The 21923-nt window shown below is 39.9% G+C and carries 5 protein-coding genes; 4 read left to right on the forward strand and 1 reads right to left on the reverse strand.

Going from position 1 to position 21923, the window contains the following annotated elements; translation table 11 throughout:
• Positions 1-240: 240 nt before the first annotated feature.
• Entirely contained in the window at positions 241-3267 is a 3027-nt protein-coding gene (locus AC5JL8_RS14830; protein WP_495880550.1) for a TonB-dependent siderophore receptor, read from the reverse strand.
• A 559-nt stretch (positions 3268-3826) separates the two neighbouring features.
• Here AC5JL8_RS14830 and AC5JL8_RS14835 point away from each other — a divergent pair.
• From AC5JL8_RS14835 to AC5JL8_RS14850, 4 genes are all read left to right on the forward strand, one after another.
• Entirely contained in the window at positions 3827-9175 is a 5349-nt protein-coding gene (locus tag AC5JL8_RS14835; protein ID WP_495880551.1) for an amino acid adenylation domain-containing protein, read from the forward strand.
• A 63-nt stretch (positions 9176-9238) separates the two neighbouring features.
• A complete protein-coding gene (locus AC5JL8_RS14840) occupies positions 9239-10105 on the forward strand; it encodes a TauD/TfdA family dioxygenase (protein ID WP_495880552.1) in 867 nt (288 codons plus the stop codon).
• Between the two features lie 98 nt (positions 10106-10203).
• Entirely contained in the window at positions 10204-16173 is a 5970-nt protein-coding gene (locus AC5JL8_RS14845) for an SDR family NAD(P)-dependent oxidoreductase (protein WP_495880553.1), read from the forward strand.
• Between the two features lie 147 nt (positions 16174-16320).
• A complete protein-coding gene (locus AC5JL8_RS14850; protein ID WP_495880554.1) occupies positions 16321-21858 on the forward strand; it encodes an amino acid adenylation domain-containing protein in 5538 nt (1845 codons plus the stop codon).
• Positions 21859-21923 lie beyond the last annotated feature (65 nt).

The following is a 21923-nucleotide window of genomic DNA, read 5'->3' on the forward strand; positions in this document are numbered from 1 at the left end:
GACACCAAGAGCAAAGTCTTCGCGGCTAATTCAATCTACGAGTACATCAACGACATAGGTCGCCTCTTGGTTAATTGAGAACTATACTTTTAAACCAGTTTTTCACTCTTTCTTAAACTCTTTATTCTTAGAAAAAGCTTTTATTAAGCATTACCCCCACCCTGAATGGGTGGGGTGTTTTCTAATTAAGGCAATATTTTCTTATTAAAAAAATAGGGAAATATTGTTTATTGCCTAATATCAAAACTCAAAAGAAACTGTTCCCAATATAGTCAACGGCGCACCAGGCACTACATAAAAGCGCTGAGATTCGTAATACTCTGTATCAAACAGATTCTTGATATTAATAGCTGCTCGCCAATTATCCCGGCGATAAAAGATACTAGCATCAGTTCTTACATAAGAGGGGATTTTGATAGTGTTTGGGAGAGTAGCTTCCCGTTCGTCCACATAAACAAGCCCCAAACCAAATCCTAAACCTTGCAAGCTACCTTGTTGAAATTCATAAGTTGTCCATAGACTGGCGCTATTATATGGCACAGCTTGTAATCTATTGTTCACCAGTTCTGGATCGTTATCTCCGCTGACAAAAGCATCTGTATAGGCATAGGTAGCAATGATTTGCCATCCCGGTAGAATTTCGCCTCTGATATCTAATTCCACACCACGGCTTTTCTGCTCACCAGTTTGAACACTGAAGTTAAAATCTTCAGGATCAGTAGTTAGTACATTGTTTTTAGTGATGTCAAAATATGCCAAAGTGGCGGAGAGGCGCTTGTCAAAAAATTCTTGTTTAACGCCAACCTCAAATAGTTCAGAAGTTTCTGGCTGAAACTGCTCATTGGTACGGCTGCGTCCAGAAATTTGCGGATTAAATGAGTTTGACCACCTCGCATAAACGGAAGTAGAGTCAGTAGGTTGATAGGTAAGACCGACACTTGGCGAAAATTCAGAATCAGATGTTTTGTAATCATAAGCATTAGCTGCTAAGTCTGTGTAGAAAGAATCTACCCAATCAAAGCGACCACCAGCTAACAATTTTAGATTAGGCGTTAATTCAATTAAATTCTGGAAATAAACTGCTACATTATTACCGCCATACTCATCAGCGAAAGAACGTTCAAAGGTTCCTGGTTGAGCGCCATACACCGGATTAAAAATATCTATTCCAGCAATTTCAGCGCTGAAAAAATCGTAAGAATATCTGTAGTTTGCTAGTTCTACTCCAAACAACACATTATGACGGATAGAACCTGTATTAAACTTACCGCTAACTTCGGTTTGTAGAGAAATGTTTTCTTGCTCTTCATCTGTTGTCTCAGCTACTCGTGGAAGCGTCCGACCGTCTTCTGACAAAAAAGGTTCAGAAAAAGTAGAGTTACGCGCTATTCGAGTATTCCCATTGACACTAGCGACGTTAAAGCCTTGGCGGAATTTCCAATCATCGCTGAATTGGTGTTCTAAGTTATAGGTAAAAACGTTGGATGTAAACTCAGCATTATTGAAGCCAGGCTCTCCTAAAAATCTGCTAATAGGAACTTGGAAAAACACATTTCCAGGCGGAAACCCCCTATCAAAGGTATAATCATATTTTTGATATTCGTACTCAAACGTCATACTGGTTCTTGGGCCAATATTCACGGTGACTACGGGAGATATAAAGAAGCTTTCGTTTTCAATAAAATCTCGGAAGCTACCAGAGTTTTCGTAGGCAACATTCAGACGATACAGTACTGATTTATCGTCTGTTAAAGGCCCAGTCAAATCAATTGTTGGGCGGTAAAAGTCATAACTTCCAATAGTCATACCTACCCTATAAAAAGGGTCTGGTAAAGGCCTCTTAGTTATTGTATTGACAACACCACCAGGATTATTGGCGCTTCCATACAGTACTGATGCAGGGCCTTTGAGAAACTCGACTCGCTCAATATTAGCGACATCACGAGGACTAGTAAAACCAAAATTTTTAAATCCGTTACGCAGCGATTCAAAACCCGATTCAAAACCGCGAATAAAGTAACCTGAAGAAGATAGTCCACCATAGCCTGATTGCTGTTGTACACCACTGACGTTATTGGCTAACTCACTCAGGCGCACTACTTGACGGTCTTCTATAACTTCTCTTGGTATCACTTGAACAGATGCGGGAATATCACGTAGCGGTGCATCTATTTTTGTAGCAGTGGATGACTCTTGTACGCGATACCCGTCTCGCTCACCTGTGACTGTTAACTCAATAGGTTCGTCAGAGGAGGATGCCTGTTCTGGCTGGGTTGATTCTGTTGGTGTTTGAGGTTGCGCGTCTGCTTGGGTAGAGGATGCAGCTGAAGCTATGCCAAAAATCAAACCTTGGTCACTATCAAATAACTCTACTTTAGGAATACTATCTACACCAGTCACAGCGACTCTGATAGTGTTGGCATCAGAGTTAGTAACGGTTACTTCACTAACTCCAGCAATGGGTTTTTCTTGGCGGAATGTGTTGCCACTGGATAGCCGCAGTTGAGCCGAGGTAATATCGACAATATATGTGTTGCCTTCACTCTTAGGCAACACTTGTAATTTTTCGCCATCTGGAGTTGCCAATATGATCTCTAAACCGTTACTGGTGGAATTAAGTTGGACTCCTGTGACTTCTGCGACGCTTTGAGATGCTGGAGATGTTGATTCGGTTTGCGTTGGCTGCTGTGGTTGAGTTGCAGAGATAACTGGCGTAACGGCAAAAATCAAACCTTCATCACCATCAAATAACTCGGTGTTGGGTAAACCTCCCTCACCTATTACTGTTACTCTGAGAGTATTGGTGTTAGCTTGAGTGACGCTGACAGATACAATGCCTGGTGCAGGATTATTTTGGGTAAAGTTGCCACCGTTGGGCAGTGCTAACACTGCATTGGGTATATCCGCTATAAAACTGTTGCCTTGATTATTATTGACTGGTTTGAGTGCTTCTGCGTTGGCACTTTCTAAAATAACTTCTATGCCTTTGTCTGTAGAATTTATTTTAACGCCTGTAACTTTAGTAACTGAACTATCGCTGCGTTGTACAAGCAATTGTGCCGCACTAGTAGAGTAAGATTTCTGGCTATCAATAGTAGATAGTTCTGCTGTCTGCGTTCCTGCATGGGCTGGTTGTGCCAAGCTGCTAATTACCGCTAATGCCAATCCTACTGAACGTATCTCACTCATTAACCCAGACTTCATTCTTGTTGCTCCTTGAACTGAACCTGTAATTAACAGGCTTTTAACCAACGCCTCTAGTTGCATTTTGCTCCTCATCCTCAGACCCAATTTAAAACGTCACGTCTGATATTAAGAACGCGATATTTTATCAATAATGTTTGACATTCTCTCCAAAAATTCTCAAAAACTATCTGCTAATAATTTGCATCTATCCCTAGGGCTATTAGGAGAGATTATCATAAAGCCTCTATGTGGGCAAGCATTTGTCAAAACTTCAGATACCATAAATATTACTAAAGTTTACGATAAATCCTTACTATTAAGCCTTTTAAAGGCATTTTCATAGTAATACGCAAGTCATTTTTATGTAAACTAGGCTTTGTCATCTATCTTAAGATACTTTTTTTAATAATTTATTTTTTGCCTAAATGGTGAGAAGAGTTATTGATTAATATTTGCTTGCTATCTTGGCTAAGTTGTTTTAGTCTATTACAAGTAATTGCAAATAAATAGCAATAACCATGAGATTATAAAAATAAACTGTATGTAGATGGAACGCCGTTAACCTCTGTCATGCTTTTGAAAAAGGTTGCTACGGCTTGAGAACCCAGAATTATTTGTGCATCAGGATTTTGAAAGTGCAATGACTCAATGTGTCAATGATTTAGAAGAAATTGTGTGTAAGTGTTCGACAGTGGTGGAACTGCTGCGTTACAGGTCGGTAGAACAAGCAAACGCTGAGGCTTTTACTTTTCTGCACGATGGCGAAACGCAAGCAGCAACTTTAACTTATCAAGAGTTAGATCGGTATAGTCGAGCGATCGCATCTCAACTGCAAACATTAGGTTTAAGCGGTGAGCGTGCCTTATTGCTTTATCCACCGGGGAGTGATTACTTACCAGCCTTCTTTGGGTGTCTGTATGCCGGGCTGGTAGCAGTGCCAGCATATCCGCCACGCAATGCACGCAACACCCCCAGAATCTTGGCAATTTTACAAGATGCACAAACAGCAGTAATCCTGACAACAACGGCAATTCTGGCTCAGTTAAAGTCCTTGCTTGCCGATAAATTTGATATAGATAATATCCTCTGGCTAACTACTGATAACCTCGCACCAGGTATAGAAGAAGCTTGGCAAGAGCCTTTTATCAATATAGATACTCTGGCATTTTTGCAATACACTTCTGGTTCTACTGGCACACCCAAAGGTGTCATGCTCACTCATGGCAACTTGCTACACAATGCTGAGGTGACGCGCCAGTATATGGAACATTCCTCTATTAGTAAGTTTGTCACTTGGCTGCCTGTCTATCATGATATGGGACTGATTGGCGGCGTACTGCAACCTTTGTATGGCGGTTTTCCTTGTATTATGATGCCGCCAGCTGCTTTTCTCCAACGTCCTTACCGTTGGTTACAGGCGATTTCTCGTTATAGAGGAACTACAAGTGGCGCTCCCAACTTTGCCTACGAACTTTGTATTGAAAAAATTACCCCCGAACAACGTGCCACTCTAGATTTAAGCAGTTGGAGTGTAGCTTTTAACGGTGCGGAACCAATTCGTCATGAAACTCTAGAGAAGTTTGCCGCCACCTTCGCTGAATGCGGTTTTCGTCCAGAAGCTTTTTATCCTTGTTATGGCATGGCAGAAGCCACTTTGATGGTATCTGGTAGCGTCAAGTCTACGTTAGTAAAAAGCAAGCGTATAGATAAAAGCGCTTTAGAACGCAACCATATAATTGAGGCTGTTAGTAACAATGATAATTCAATAGCATTAGTCGGCTGTGGTCACAGTGTGCCACAACAGCAGGTTGTGATTGTTAACCCAGAAACTTTAACTCGCTGTCAGGATAGAGAAGTAGGGGAAATTTGGGTATCTGGCCCCAGCGTTGGCAAAGGCTATTGGAATCGCCAAGCAGAAACAGAACAGACTTTCCATGCCTTTTTGCAAGATATAAAAGAAGGGCCTTTTTTACGCACGGGTGACTTAGGCTTTTTGGATAATGGGGAAGTCTTTATTACTGGTAGAGCCAAAGATTTAATTATTATTCGTGGCCGCAACCTGTACCCTCAAGATATTGAACTCACCGCAGAACGCTCTCATCCATCATTGCGTGCTGGTGGTAATGCAGCCTTCTGTATAGAAGTTGATCATCAAGAACAATTGGTAGTGGTGCAAGAATTAGAATTTCGCGCCAAACCGGATTTAGAGGAAGTTACAGCTGCAATTCGTCAAGCAGTAGCAGAAGAACATGAGGTACAAGTTTATGGGGTGGTTCTGATTAAACCAGGTACTATTCCCAAGACTTCTAGTGGTAAGATTCAACGTCGTGCTACGAAAGCAGAGTTTCTGGCTGGTGAATTACAGATAATAAATAGCAGTATTACTGAAAGTATTAATTTTGTAGAAACCGAGAATAATCTTAAGCTGAATCGTGTAACTATCTTGTCCCTTACCCCGGACGAGTCTCAACTATTATTGGAAGCATATTTACTTGAGCAAGTAGCGCAAGTATTTAAAATAACACCCTTGCAGATTGATATCAAGCAACCTTTAAGTAGCTTAGGACTCGATTCTTTAAGAGTTTTTGAGTTAAAAAACCGAATTGAAAATTATTTAGAAGTCGCTGTATCGATAGCAGACTTTTTTGAAGGTTTGAGTATTCAAGCATTGGCAACAAAAATACTGTCCGAAATTATAACAGCAGGTGATGTGCCATTAGTAGCTTTAGCTAAAGTTGAAAAAAGCACTGACTATCATCCTTTATCTTTTTCTCAGCAAGGACTGTGGTTTATTCATCAGTTAGCACCAGACACTCCTGCTTATAACATCCCGATTGTAATTAATTTAACGGGACAGATAAACATAGCTGCACTGACACAAAGCCTCAACGAAATTATCCAACGTCATGAGGTCTTGCGAACTAAGTTTGTATTAGTGGATGAACAACCTGCTCAGGTGATTAATCCGACTGTTACCTTCAACTTACCGATAGAAGATTTGCAGGAGTTGTCAGAGGATAATGCGGCAGTTGCAGTAGAACGTCTAACGAAGGAGTTAGCTCAACATCGGTTTGACTTGTCTTGCCAATCGCTATTGCATAGCTTACTGCTGCGCTTGACAAATAATGAATATAAGTTACTTGTAACCTTCCACCATATAGTTTCAGATGGTTGGTCTATTGGCGTATTCATCAGAGAATTGGCAGCATTATATGAAGCATTCTCCAACGGGAAGCCCTCTACACTTCCTGAACTGCCTGTTCAATATGTAGATTTCGCCTATTGGCAACGAAAGAATTTACATCCAGAGCGTATTCAAAGCTTACTTGCTTACTGGAAACAGAAATTGAGTGGTAAGCTGCCTATATTGGATTTACCATCTGATCGCCCAAGGTCGCCTGTACAAACCTTCAACGGTGCGAAAGTCCAACTATCCTTACCCAAAAATCTTACAGACTCTTTAAAGCAGTTGAGCCATCAGGAAGGCGCAACTCTATTTATGACTTTGTTGGCAGCCTTCAAAACTCTACTGTACCGCTACACAGGACAAACCGATATTTTGGTGGGTTCGCCAGTTGCTAGTCGTAATGCAGTAGAAATCGAAACATTGATAGGATTGTTTGTCAATGTTTTAGTCTTACGTACAGATTTATCTGAGCAACCTAGTTTTAGAGAGTTACTTGCGCGAGTCAAATCAACAGCTTTAGAAGCATATATTCATCAAGACTTACCTTTCGATAAATTAGTCGAGGAATTACAGCCTGAACGTGATCTCAGCCACAACCCGCTATTTCAGGTGATGTTTGTTCTCCAGAATGTGCCAATCCCAAATCCACAACTATCAGATATTTCTCTAACTTTCCACGAAGGTGATAGCGGCTCGGCTAAGTTCGATTTAACTCTGTTTATGGAAGACAGAGAACAGGGATTAGTTGCAACTTTAGAGTACAACACGGATCTATTTAAGACCGATACTATCCATCGGATGCTGGGACATTTCCAGACACTACTACAAGGTATAGTTAACAAGCCTGATACTAGTATTGCAGAATTGCCGTTGTTAACAGAAGTTGAAAGGCATCAGCTACTAGTTGAATGGAATAATACTCAGAGAGACTATCCCCAAAATCAGTGCATCCACCAACTATTTGAGCAGCAAGTAGAACACACACCAGATGCTATTGCCCTCATCTTTGGAAATCAAAAACTTACCTACAAAGAGTTAAACCAACGCGCCAACAAAGTGGCTCACTATCTCAAAACTCTGGGTGTAAAACCAGACGTATTGGTTGGTATCTGCATGGAACGCTCTTTAGAGATGGTAATTGGGATATTGGCGATTATCAAAGCAGGTGGTGCTTATGTACCTTTAGATCCTACTTATCCCAAAGAGCGTTTAGCATTCATGTTGGCTGATGCTCAAGTGTCGGTGTTGTTAGTGCAACCACATCTAGCCCAAGAACTACCAACCCATCAAGCGCAAGTTGTATGTCTAGACAGAGACTTTCAAGAATTTGCGGCTTACAGTCCTGAAAACCCAACTAGTGAAGTTACAGCAGAAAACTTAGCTTATGTAATTTACACCTCCGGTTCCACAGGAAAGCCCAAAGGTGCAATGAACACTCACAAAGGCTTGGGTAACCGTCTATTGTGGATGCAAGATACATATCAGCTAACAGCAAGCGATCGTGTTTTACAGAAAACACCATTCAGCTTTGATGTTTCGGTTTGGGAATTTTTCTGGCCTTTGTTAACAGGCGCGAGTTTAGTTATAGCTAAACCAGGTGGACATCAAGATAGCAGGTATCTAGTTCAACTAATTGCTCAAGAAAAAATTACCACAATTCACTTTGTTCCCTCAATGTTGCAAGTGTTTCTAGAAGAAACAGAACTAGAGCAATGTGGTAGTCTCAAACGGGTAATTTGTAGTGGTGAGGCTCTATCTTTTGACCTACAACAACGCTTCTTTGAACGATTCAACGCCGAGTTACACAACCTTTATGGCCCAACAGAAGCGGCAATAGACGTAACTTATTGGGCTTGTCAACCTAATAGTAATGAGAAGACAGTTCCTATTGGTCGTCCAATTGCCAATACACAGATATATATCTTAGATAAACATTTACAACCTGTGCCAATTGGTGTCAGTGGTGAGTTACATATTGGTGGCGTGGGATTAGCGCGTGGTTATTGGAATAAACCTGAACTAACTCAAGAAAAGTTTATTTCAAGTCCATTTGAATCAGGACATTTTTTATACAAAACAGGTGATTTAGCACGCTATCGTGCTGATGGAAATATTGAATATTTAGGCAGGATTGACCACCAAGTTAAGCTGCGAGGTTTTCGCATTGAATTAGGAGAAATTGAAGCAGTATTAGGACAACACCCAAAAGTTAAAGAAACGGTAGTAGTAGCCAGAGAAGATATCCCAAACAATCAGCGATTGGTAGCCTATGTAGTTCCTCATTCAGAAACAAAATTTTCTGCACAGGAATTACGCGATTCTCTCAAAGAGAAACTACCAGATTATATGGTGCCTTCTGCCGTTGTAGAATTACAGAAATTACCACTTTCACCTAATGGTAAAATAGACCGTCGTGCCTTACCTGTACCAGAGATTCAACGCCTTGATTTAAAACAGACGTATGAAGCACCAAACTCGGAAATAGAAAGAGCGATCGCTAAAGTTTGGCAAGAGATTTTACATCTAGAAAAAGTAGGCATCAATGATAATTTCTTTGACTTGGGCGGTAATTCATTATTAATGGTTCAGGTGAATCATAAATTCCGAGAAAACCTGCACTGTGACATTTCAGTTGTAGAAATGTTCCAAAACCCAACTATTAAATCTTTGGCTAAGTATATAAATATCAATTCAAAAGAAACATCGGTTTTTGAATCATTAAATAACCGCATTCAAAAGCAAATAGAGGCTGCTAATAGACAGAGAAACTTGATGAAGCGCGGTAGAAATTTTAAGAAATAACCAAATATTCTTTCTACTTAACCAGAAAATACTAAACAGTTAAATAAGGAAATTCAGAATATAATGCTTGAAACTAATACATTATTAACTAACAGTGCAAAACTAATTCAAAACAAAACTGCTCAATCAATTTTGCAACTGCCTGTTGAAGAAACTTTAGGCGATTTTAAATCGTTTGGTATTTTACTATTTCGAGGTTTTGGTGTTGACTATGAACAGATGAAGGTATTTGCTGAAAAATTCAGTTCAAAATTTGTCTTGGATAAAGACAGACCAATAGTTGATCCACGTAATAAATATGTCACTTTAGTAGATCCAGGGATGCACTATGTTAGCCCTCATTGCGAAAACGCTAATTCTCCCTTTCGTCCCGATGTCATTTGGTTTTGCTGTGGTGTACCAGCTTCTCAAGGTGGTGAAACTTTATATTGGGATGGTGTAAGAGTATGGCAAGCATTAAGTGAAGAATTACGACAATTATTTATTGCTAAAAAAATCAAATTTTTCCAAAAATTTCCGGCTGCTGACTGGAAGCGTTTTCTAGGAGTAGGTGCTACTTTAGCTGATGTTAAACGTACTCTGAATGGCATTCCTGGTTTAAGTTACAAAATTAATGAAGACCAATCTATTTCTATAGAATATATTTGTTCGGCTGTAGTTAAGACTAAATATGGTCATCAAGACGCATTTGCTAATAGTCTAATTACTGAGTACAAAAATCCTAGAGGAGTCGTCACTTTTGCAGATGATTCACCTATACCATCAACAGTTATTAACCAAATTCAGCAAGTGATGAATAACTTAACTGAGGTGATACCCTGGCAATCGGGCGATTTAGTTATGATTGACAATTCTAGATTTTTGCATGGTCGTCGGTCATTTACTGATACAAAACGCAGAATTTACTCGCTCCTCAGCTACATGAGATAATTGATAAAAACATCAATTTATTTTCTGCAACTCTGCATGAGGAAATAAATTTTTGACAACAAAAACCATTATTTTAAATTCAACCCAAGAAAAAGAACATGGGTAGTACAATATCTGACGCATCAATGGAAGGCATAGCAATTATTGGTATATCAGGACGTTTCCCTGGAGCTAATAATGTTGCAGAATTTTGGCACAATTTACAAGCGGGAATCGAATCAATTTCTCAGCTTACAGATGAAGATTTATTAGCAGCAGGTATTGCTCCTAATTGCTTAGATGATAGTAACTATGTCAAAGCAGGCGGCGTTTTAGAAGATATTGATTTATTTGATGCTGCATTTTTTGACGTTAATCCTAAAGAAGCGGAAATTACCGATCCACAACACCGTCTATTTTTAGAATATGCTTGGGAAGCTTTAGAAAGTGCTGGTTATGACTCCAATAGATGTGAGAGTCGGATAGGAGTTTATGCTGGTGCTAGTTTAAATAATTATTTATCTTTTGACTTAAATAGCGACCAAGTTGGTTCGGCACAGTCTTATCAAAAATTAATTGGTAATGATAAAGATTTTCTCTCTACTCGTGTATCGTACAAATTAAATTTAACTGGGCCAAGTCTGACAGTTCAAACAGCTTGTTCTACTTCATTAGTAGCAATTACTCTGGCTTGTCAAAGTTTAATTAATTATCAATGTGATATGGCTTTGGCAGGGGGAGTTTCAATTCGAGTTCCGCATAAAACAGGTTATTTGTATCAACCAGGCGGAACTTTATCTCCTGATGGCCATTGTCGTGCTTTTGATGCTCAAGCACAAGGAACAACTGTTGGTAATGGTGTCGGAGTTGTTCTGCTGAAGCGGCTGGAGGATGCGATCGCAGATGGCGATCACATCTATGCAGTAATTAAAGGTTGGGCTATCAACAACGATGGTTCACAGAAAGTTGGTTATACAGCGCCTAGCGTCGATGGACAAGCAGAAGCGATCGCAGAAGCCATCATGTTAGCCGGGGTTGAACCAGAAACCATCAGCTATGTTGAAGCGCATGGTACAGGCACAACTTTAGGCGATCCAATTGAAATTGCTGCTTTAACTAAAGTTTTTCGCGCCAGTACAGACAAAAAAGGTTTTTGTGCGATTGGTTCTGTCAAAACAAACATCGGTCATCTCGATGCAGCCGCAGGAGTCACCGGATTAATCAAGACGGCTTTAGCTCTCAAACATCAACAAATACCACCCAGCTTAAATTTTGAGCAGCCCAACCCCCAGATAGATTTTGACAATAGTCCTTTTTACGTCAACACAAAACTGACTCAATGGAAACCAGAACTATCTCCGCGTCGTGCGGGTGTTAGTTCCTTGGGGATGGGAGGAACCAATGCTCATGTTGTTTTAGAAGAAGCACCAGTTGTAGAAAAGCAGGGGAGCAGAGGAGCAGGGGAGCAGGGGAGAAAGTATCATCTGTTAGTCATCTCCGCCAAGACTGAATCTGCATTAGAAACTGCTACTGATAATCTGACTCAACATCTGGTGCAGCATCCTGACCTAAATCTGGCGGATGTTGCTTATACCCTGCAACTAGGGCGTAAAGAGTTTAATTATCGTCGCATCTTGGTGTGTGAAGATATTCAAGATGCGGTCAATGCTTTGCAAAATAGAGCTTATCAACAAATTTTCACTCACTACCAAGAACCTTGCGATCGCCCGATTACCTTCATGTTTCCTGGGCAAGGTAGTCAGTATGTCAACATGGGCAAAGAACTTTATCAAACAGAGTCAGCCTTTCGTGAATCTGTAGACCGTTGCTGTTCGATACTTCAACCATTATTGAGCCTAGATTTACGTGCAGTCATCTATCCCCAAGAGTCTGACACCAAAACTGCCCAAGAAAAACTCACGCAAACATCCGTAACCCAGCCAGCATTATTTGTCATCGAGTATGCCTTAGCTCAGTTGTGGATGTCCTGGGGTATTTCTGCGGGTGCAATGATTGGCCATAGCATCGGGGAATATGTAGCGGCTTGTCTTGCTGGTGTTATGTCCTTAAAAGACGCATTAACTCTTGTTGCTATGCGTGGGCGACTAATGCAGCAATTGCCAAGCGGCAGTATGCTATCGATTCCCTTCTCAGAAGCAGAAGTTAAACCTTTACTCAATGAAAACTTATCTTTAGCTGCGAGTAATGCACCGTCTTCTTGTGTAGTGTCAGGAACTCATGGCGCGATAGATGCACTGTCTGAGCAACTATTAGCGCAAGGGATAGAATGTCGTCGCCTGTATACTTCCCATGCTTTCCATTCTCAGATGATGGAACCGATTTTGCAGGCGTTTATTGCGGAAGCTAAGAAAGTTACATTGAATCCTCCGCAAATTCCCTTTATCTCGAATCTCACCGGAACTTGGATAACTGCCCAAGAAGCTACAGATCCTAATTACTGGGCGAGTCATTTACGACAAACAGTGAAGTTTGCAGATGGCATATCTGTGTTACTGCAAGAGCCAAACCGAATTCTTCTGGAAGTAGGGGCGGGGCGGACTTTGTGTACCTTTGTTAAACAGCAAGCAGGTGTAAGCCAACAGCCGATACTGTCTTCTTTACGGCATCCCAAAGAAGAACAAGCAGATGTTGTGTTCTTGCTAAATACACTTGGTCGCCTCTGGTTTTTTGGAGTTGCAATAGATTGGTCTAGCTTTTACGGTTCTGAACGTCGTTATCGCATCCCACTACCGACATATCCTTTTGAACGTCAACGTTATTGGATAGAACCTCAGAAAAAGTTTAGTGAGTCTTTTGCTGTCAATCAGAAAAAGCCTGACATAGCAGACTGGTTTTATTTACCAGTTTGGAAACAAACAATTGCACCCCAAACTGTAAAATCTGAAAAACAAGTGTTGGTATTTGCTGATACTTGTCAAGTAGGTTTACAAATAGCCAAACGCCTAGAAGGTGAGGGTAACAATGTTATTACAGTCTGGCAGGGAGAGCAGTTTAGCAAATTGAGTGAAAGGGAATATAGCATCAATCCTAGCCAGCCTAATGATTATGATGATCTAATCGAAGAGTTGCAATTTTTCGGGCAAATTCCAGATGCAATTTTACACCTCTGGAGTATCGCACCTACTGAACAAACAACATCAGGAATCGAGTATTTTGACAATTGCCAAAATGTAGGTTTTTATAGCTTGTTATTTCTGGCACAGTCTCTTAGTAAACAAAATATTACTCAACCTGTAGATATTTTGGTCGTAACTAATGATATCTACGACGTAACAGGTTTAGAAAAATTAAGTCCAGAGAAAGCAACTGTCTTGGGAATGTGTAAAACCATTCCGCAAGAGTATGCAAATATTTCCTGTCGCAGTATTGATATTGTGCTTCCTGCGGCTGGAACTGTTGCAGAAAGCCAACTGTTAGAACAACTTTTAGCAGAGTTAAATACTAAAGAATTTGAGAGTGCGATCGCTTATCGTGGTCATCATCGTTGGCTACAATCTTATGAACCACTACGGCTAGATAACAACCAACCACCCAAGCTGCGGCAAGAAGGAGTATATCTAATTACTGGTGGTTTAGGTGGTATCGGTTTAGAAATTGCCGAGTATTTAGCACAAACAGTCAAAGCAAAATTAATACTAATTAGTTCTTCAGCTTTCCCTAACAAAGATGAATGGGAAGAATGGCTAACAACTCACGACGCAGAAGATAAATTCAGCAGTAAAATTCGCAAATTACAGGAACTAGAACAACTAGGTGCAGAAATTCTGGCTCTGAGTGCTGATGTAGCCAATGCAGACCAAATGCAAGCAGCTATTACTCAGACTATAGACCGTTTTGGTCAGATAAATGGCGTTATTCATGCTGCTGGAATTAAACTGTTTAGAACAGTTCAAGAAATTACTAGAAGCGAATGCGAACAACAACTAAAAGCTAATGGTCATGGACTGTATATTTTAGAAACAGCATTACAAGAAATAGAGCTTGATTTCTGTGTTTTAATATCTTCCTTATCATCTGTTATAGGTGCATTAGGAATGGCGGCTTATCCAGCAGCCCATCACTTCACTGATGCCTTTGTTTATAAACATAATCAAACAAGTTATACACCTTGGATTAGTGTAAATTGGGATAACTGGTTAACGAGTCAATTAGTTAGAGAATTGGCAGCAAAGCCAGAAAATTCTACTCAATTTTTCATGAATAATCATGAAGGTGTCGAAGTATTCCAACGCGTATTAACTTTAAATAAAGTCAATCAAATAGTTGTTTCAACAACTGATTTACAAGCCAGAGTTGAACAGTGGATTAAGCCTTCAGAAGTTGTTGATCGCACCGATTCACCAGCACTACACTCTAGACCATACTTACAGAATAGTTATGTTGCTCCGCGAAACGAAACAGAGCAAACCATTGCTAACATCTGGCAAGAAATTCTAGGAATTGAACAAATAGGTATTGAAGATAACTTCTTAGAGTTAGGCGGCGATTCTCTATTAAGTATTCAGATTACTGCCAGAGCCAACAAAGCAGGACTACGCTTTACTAATCAGCATTTGTTTGAATACCCAACTATTGCCCAATTAGCAGAAATAGCAGGCAGAACGCAAACAGTTTTAAGTGAACAGGGATTAGTGACAGGAGAACTGCCCCTAACACCGATTCAGCACTGGTTTTTTGAGCAGAAATTAGTTGATGCACACCACTGGAACCAAACAGTTGTGTTAGAAGTGCAACAATCTCTTATCCCTGTGTTCTTAAAACAAGCAGTTCAGCATTTACTAATACATCATGATGCTTTGCGCCTACGTTTTGCAGAAGAAGCATCAAGTTGGCAACAAATAAATGCTAGTCCTGATGAAGTTGTACCGTTTGAAGAGATAGATTTATCAGAACTGTTACCACAGCAACAAGAACAGGCATTTGAAGCATCTATTCAAGAGATCCAAGCGAGTCTCAATCTTACTTCTGGCCCAATTGTGCGGGTTGCATTCTTTGACTTTGGAACTCATCAACCAAGCCGCATCCTGTTGGCAATCCACCATTTAGCAATTGATGTTGGTTCTTGGCGAATTTTGCTAGAAGATTTGGAGACTGCATACCAACAACTCAGCCAAGGAAAAGCAATTAAACTACCGCCGAAGACAACTTCATTCAAACAGTGGGCTTTGCGGCTAACTCAGTATGCCCAGTCAATAGAATTACAAAGAGAACAGGTTTATTGGTTAACAGCTGAGCGTGACTGGGTATCACCATTGCCAGTAGATTATCCAGATGGTGCTAACACTGTAGCATCGGCTGAGACTATATCTGTAACCTTGAGTGTAGAAGAAACACAGGCATTACAAGAAGAAATTGCTACAACTTATCGAGTCCAAACAGATGATCTACTACTTGCTGCTTTAACACAAGCATTTAGTAAATGGACTGGTAAGCAATCATTGCTGGTTGACTTAGAGGGAAATGGCCGAGATGTAATTTTCGATGATATCGATTTATCCCGTACAGTAGGCTGGTTTACCAATATTGCCCCCATGCTATTGCAAATTGGCGATACAGAACAAATAGGGGAAATCTTAAAGCAGGTGAAAGAGCAAATCCGTAGTTTCCCGAATCAAGGTTTGGGCTATGGTGTGTTGCGCTACTTGAGTGGTGATGAGATTATTACGGAAAAATTGCGATCGCTACAACAAGCAGAGGTACTTTTCCTTTACCTTGGCAACTACGAGCAAACTATACCTGAGTCTTCTTTATTAAAGTTATCCCCAAAATCCGGCGGTTTATCCCGTAGTTCACACGCACAACGCAGCCATCTAATAGAAATTAATGCCTTGATAGTCCAAAACCAACTTAAAATCGATTGGATTTATAGCCAAAATGTTTATCGTCAAGCAACAGTTGAAAGGTTAGCTCAAGATTTTCAAACAGCTTTACTTTCTATACTCAGTGCTAGCCAGTCTTCTACAGCACCTAGTTATACACCTTCAGACTTTGCTGAATTTGAATCTAGCCAATGGAGTCAAGACGATATCGATAATATTTTGGCAGCCATTAATCAAGTTACAAGTTAAATAAAATTGAACGAACGTATACAGGAACAATCACGATGTTAGTAGCCAAAAAAATCAACTCCTTTATTGATGATCCAACCAAGCTAGAAAAAATAAATTAAACAACTCTCTGGCAAGCATCAACAAAACATAAAAAATTGGAAAAAAATGAAGAATATTGAGGAATTCTATCCACTATCACCGATGCAGCAGGGCATACTCTTTCACACTCTTTATGCCCCAAACTCAGGAGTGTATGTTGAACAGCTAAGTTGTGACATTCAGGGAAATTTAAATATTGATATATTTCAACAAGCATGGCAGCAGTTAGTTGAAAGATATCCAATTTTGCGAGCTTCTTTTATTTGGGAAAGAATTAAAGAACCTGTACAGGTAGTGCATAAACAAGTGCAACTACCTTGGCAACAACAAGATTTATCTACAATAGGATTTATTGAGCAGCAAGAGCAGATTGAAAGTTGTTTAGTAGCAGAAAGAGAAAAAGATTTTGAAATTTCTCAAGCACCACTGATGCGCTTAATGCTGGTTCAGTTAGCTGAGAAACACTATAAATTTATTTGGACTCATCATCACTTACTATTAGATGGATGGTCTTCTTCCTTACTCCTTCAAGAATTATTTAATTGCTATCATGCATTAAGCCAAGGTAAAGATTTAAAGTTACAAAAACCTCGTCCTTATCGAGACTATATAGCTTGGTTACAGAAGCAAGATTTATCAAAAGCAGAGAATTTTTGGAAACAATATCTCAAAGGTTTTACCACGGTCACTTCTTTGGGAATAGATGATTTTAGTAAAAGCAAAAATTTTGCTACACAGATACTAAAGTTATCAAAGACAGAAACAGCCGCGTTGCAGTCTTTAGCTCGACAACAACAACTAACACTAAATACTATAGTGCAGGGAGCCTGGGCGATTCTCCTGAGCCGTTATAGTGGTGAGAACGACATTGTTTTTGGAGGAGTTGTTTCTGGCCGCCCCACCACATTAGCAGGTGTAGAATCAATGGTGGGAGTGTTTATCAACACTTTGCCAGTCAGAATAAGCTTAAATCCTCAAGAATTTTTTATACCTTGGCTCAAGCAATTACAAATACAACAAAATGAGGTGCGGCAATATGAATATACTCCATTAATAGAGATTCAAAAATGGAGTGATGTTCCATCTGGGCAGCCATTATTTGAAGCTATATTTAATTTTCAAAATTACCCAATAAATTCTTCTTTACAACAACCGATAGATAATCTCAAAATATTTAATATTAATAGTTTTATTCATCCTCACTATCCACTGAATATTTCAGTACAAGTAAATTCAGAATTAACACTAGAAATTTTTTGCGATCGCCTCCGTTTTGATGATGCTAAAATCACTCGCATATTGGGGCATTTACAAACTTTACTATTAGGTATGGTGGCAAATCCTCAACAGCGTATTTGTGAATTGCCATTACTGACAGCTACCGAGCGTTATCAGTTATTAGAAGAGTGGAATAATACACAAGTTGATTATCCCCAAGACCAATGTATTCATCAACTATTTGAGGCACAAGTTGAGAAAACACCTGATGCTGTTGCTGTAGTATTTGAGAACCAGCAATTGACCTATCGGGAACTGAACGCCAAAGCAAATCAGCTTGCTCAATACCTGCAAAAATTGGGAGTAAAAAAAGAGGTATTAGTGGGGATATGTGTAGAGCGAAGCTTAGAAATGATTATCGCTCTTTTAGCAATTCTCAAAACAGGAGGAGCATACATACCACTAGATCCTACATATCCTCAAGAACGTTTAGCGTTCATGCTGGAAGACTCACAAATTTCAGTCTTATTAACCCAGCAACATTTATTAAAAACTCTTCCACCTAACTACGCCCAAGTTATCTGTTTAGATAGCGACTGGGAAAGCATCGCCGCACATCAACAAAACCCACTTGACAGCAACATTGATGCAAGTAATCTAAGTTACACAATTTATACTTCCGGTTCAACAGGTAAACCTAAAGGTGTACAAATTCGCCATCGCAGTGTAGTAAATTTCCTCACCGCAATGCAGCAGAAGTTGCAGTTAACCAACACAGACAACCTGCTGTCAGTCACTACCTTATCTTTTGATATTGCGGTTTTAGAAATCTTCCTTCCTTTAACAACAGGAGCTAAATTAATTTTAGTCAGTCGGGAAGTTGCAACAGACGGCACACAGTTATTAAAACAACTGAATAATTCTGCTGTAACTATCATGCAAGCCACCCCTGCAACTTGGCGAATGTTATTAGATGCAGGCTGGGAAGGAAATTCCCAACTCAAAATTCTCTGTGGTGGCGAAGCCTTACCCTACAACTTAGCCTTACAGTTACGTCAAAGGGCTGCTAGTGTCTGGAATTTATATGGCCCTACAGAAACGACTATTTGGTCTACCATTCATAGAGTAGATGAGCGTGAAGCTATAGTTCCTATTGGTCGTCCTATAGCTAATACTCAAATTTATATCCTGGACAAGCATTTACAACCAGTACCCGTAGGCGTTCCTGGAGAACTGTATATTGGCGGCGCGGGTTTAGCACGGGGTTACTTTAATCAACCGGAATTAACTAAAGAAAAATTCATTCCTAACCCATTCATTCCAAAAACATTACTCTACAAAACAGGTGATTTAGCCCGTTATCTTTCTAATGGAGAAATTGAATATTTAGGACGCATTGACTATCAAGTTAAACTACGAGGTTTCCGCATTGAATTAGGCGAAATTGAAGCGGTGTTAGAACAACATCCCGCAGTGCGTCAATGTGTAGTGATGGTGCGGGAAGATGTACCAGGAAATCAGCGTTTAGTTGCTTATTTAGTTGCTGAAAACGACGCTACTGATGAACTGCGCCAGTATTTACGGCAAAAGCTACCTGAGTACATGATACCCAGTGCTTTTGTCATCTTAGATTCTCTACCTTTAACTCCTAACGGTAAAGTGAACCGCCGCGCCTTACCTGCACCGGAAAATACTAATGCGGAATTAGTCAGTGGTTTTGTTGCGCCTCGTCATCCAGTAGAAGAAGTCTTAGCCGGAATTTGGACTCAAGTTCTGGGTATTTCCCAAGTTAGTATTTACGACAATTTCTTTGAACTAGGCGGACATTCTTTACTAGCAACTCAAGTTATTTCTCGTATCCGCAAAACCTTTGGGGTGGATATACCGCTTCAGCGTTTATTTGAATTCCCAACCATTGCAAAACTAGCTAAAAATATTCAACAAACCAGTCATCAGGGTATTTCTGCAATTACACCTGTTTCTCGTGATGGAAATTTACCTTTATCCTTTGCCCAAGCAAGATTATGGTTATTAGAACAGCTAAACCCAGGTAGCGGTATTTACAATATGCCCGCAAAAGTTCGTCTTGTGGGTGAGTTGAATATAGAGGCGTTAGAGGAAACCATTAACGAAATTATTCGCCGTCATGAAGTATTACGTACTAGCTTCACTTCCGTGGATGGACAACCTTTGCAAGTCATTACTCCTGATGTGCAGATAAAAATACCTGTGGTGGACTTACAGGAATTGCCGAAAGCTGAACAAGAAGCAGAAATACGGCATTTTAGTATTAAAGAATTCCAACTTCCCTTTGATTTTAGCCAAGCACCTTTGCTGAGATGCACACTTTTACAGCTAGGGGAACAAGAACACATCTTACTATTCACTATCCACCACATCGTTTTTGATGGTTGGTCAAAGGGTATATTAATTAGGGAGATAGCAGCACTTTACTCCGCTTTTGCGGCTGGTGAATCTTCTCCTTTACCAGCATTACCCATCCAGTATGCAGACTTTGCAGTTTGGCAACATCAACACTTGCAAGGTGGAAGACGAGAGGCTTTACTCACTTACTGGAAGCAGCAATTAGCAAACTTACCTGTACTGCAACTACCCACAACCCATCCCCGTGCTGAGGTGAAAACAAACCGGGGTGCTAGTCATAGTTTTGTGATACCTGCATCAGTGGTGCAAGAAGTGCGATCGCTTTCTCAGCAAGCAGGTGTAACCTTATTTATGACACTGCTGGCAAGTTTTAAAATCTTACTACAACGCTACAGCAATGAAGATAATATTGTTGTTGGTACAGATGTTGCCAACCGCAATCAAGCAGAAATTGAACAATTAATAGGATTTTTCGTTAACTTATTAGTCTTACGCACAGATTTAAGCGGAAATCCCACCTTCCTAGAATTATTACAACGTATTCGCACCCAAACATTGGCAGCTTACGCTCATCAAGATTTACCCTTTGATGAGTTAGTTAGAGAATTACAACCTGAGCGCCATTTAAGCAACACAGTTCCACTATTCCAGGTTTTATTTGTCCTGCAAAATACACCTACTTCAGCCTTGGAATTACCAGGACTTACCTTAAATTTACTGGAACTAGAAGGCAGAAATGCCAGATTTGATTTAGCCTTGTTTCTCACAGAAACCGAGCAAGGTATAGAAGGTAAATGGCAATATAACGCTGATTTATTTGCCCCAGATACCATCACTCAATTTACAAATCACTGGCAAACATTAATCAACAGCATTGTGACTAAACCTCAAAGTCGCATCAATACATTAGAAATGCTCACAGAAGCAGAGAAGGTACAACAAACTATGCAACAACAGGAGCGTAAAGCAGCTAAAAAACAAAAATTCATGAGCATTGCTCCTAAAGCAGTGAGTCTGTCAGTAGAGCAATTAATTAAAACAGATTATCTGCAAGAGGGGCAAAAATTTCCTCTGGTGATTCAGCCTAATAATGCAGAAGTTGATTTAATATCTTGGGTTGAGAATAATCGAGATTATCTTGAAACAGAATTATTCAAACATGGAGCGATTTTATTTAGAGGTTTTAATGTAAAATCAGTTTCAGAGTTTGAAAATTTCGCTCAAACAATTAGTCCTAATTTATTTGCTGAATATGGCGACTTACCCCGCATAGGTGAAGGTGGTAAAGTTTATGGTTCCACTCCTTACCCAGCAGATAAAGCTATACTTTTCCATAATGAAAGTTCCCATTTACATTGCTTTCCCTTAAAAATTTGGTTTTACTGTGTCCAACCTGCGGCTGAAGGTGGAGAAACTCCAATAGTTGACTGTCGCAAAGCTTATCAATTGCTTGGTCATCAATTGCGAGAAAAATTAGCCACTAAACAGTTAATGTATGTGAGAAATTTCGCTGAAGGTTTAGATGTTAGTTGGCGTAAATTTTTCCAAACTACAGATAAAAAAGAGGTAGAAAATTACTGCCGTCAAGCTGGAATTGAGTTTGAATGGTATGATAATAATGGATTAGTGACTCGACAAATTCGCCCAGCTTTAGCAGTACATCCCAAAACTTGCGAACCTGTATTTTTCAACCAAATTCAATTACACCATATCTCCTATTTAGATACAGACGTTCGAGAATCACTGCGATCAATATTTGGTGAGTCAAAGTTACCTCGTAATGTTTACTATGGTGACGGTACACCAATTACAGAAAACGAAATTGCTGAAATTAATGCAGTATATCAGCGATCGCAAACTAGCTTCCCCTGGCAAAAAGGCGACATCATCATGCTAGATAATATGCTGGCTGCTCACGGCAGAAACCCATACATTGGACAGCGTAAAATCGTTGTCGCAATGGCAGAAATGATTAATGGTAAAGATATCAATACCCCCTAAAAATTAATACTCTGCGGTTACTTTGCGCTGACTCCGCGCTCCTCTGCGTTAAAAAAATCCTCACT

This window comes from Mojavia sp., assembly GCF_059505145.1.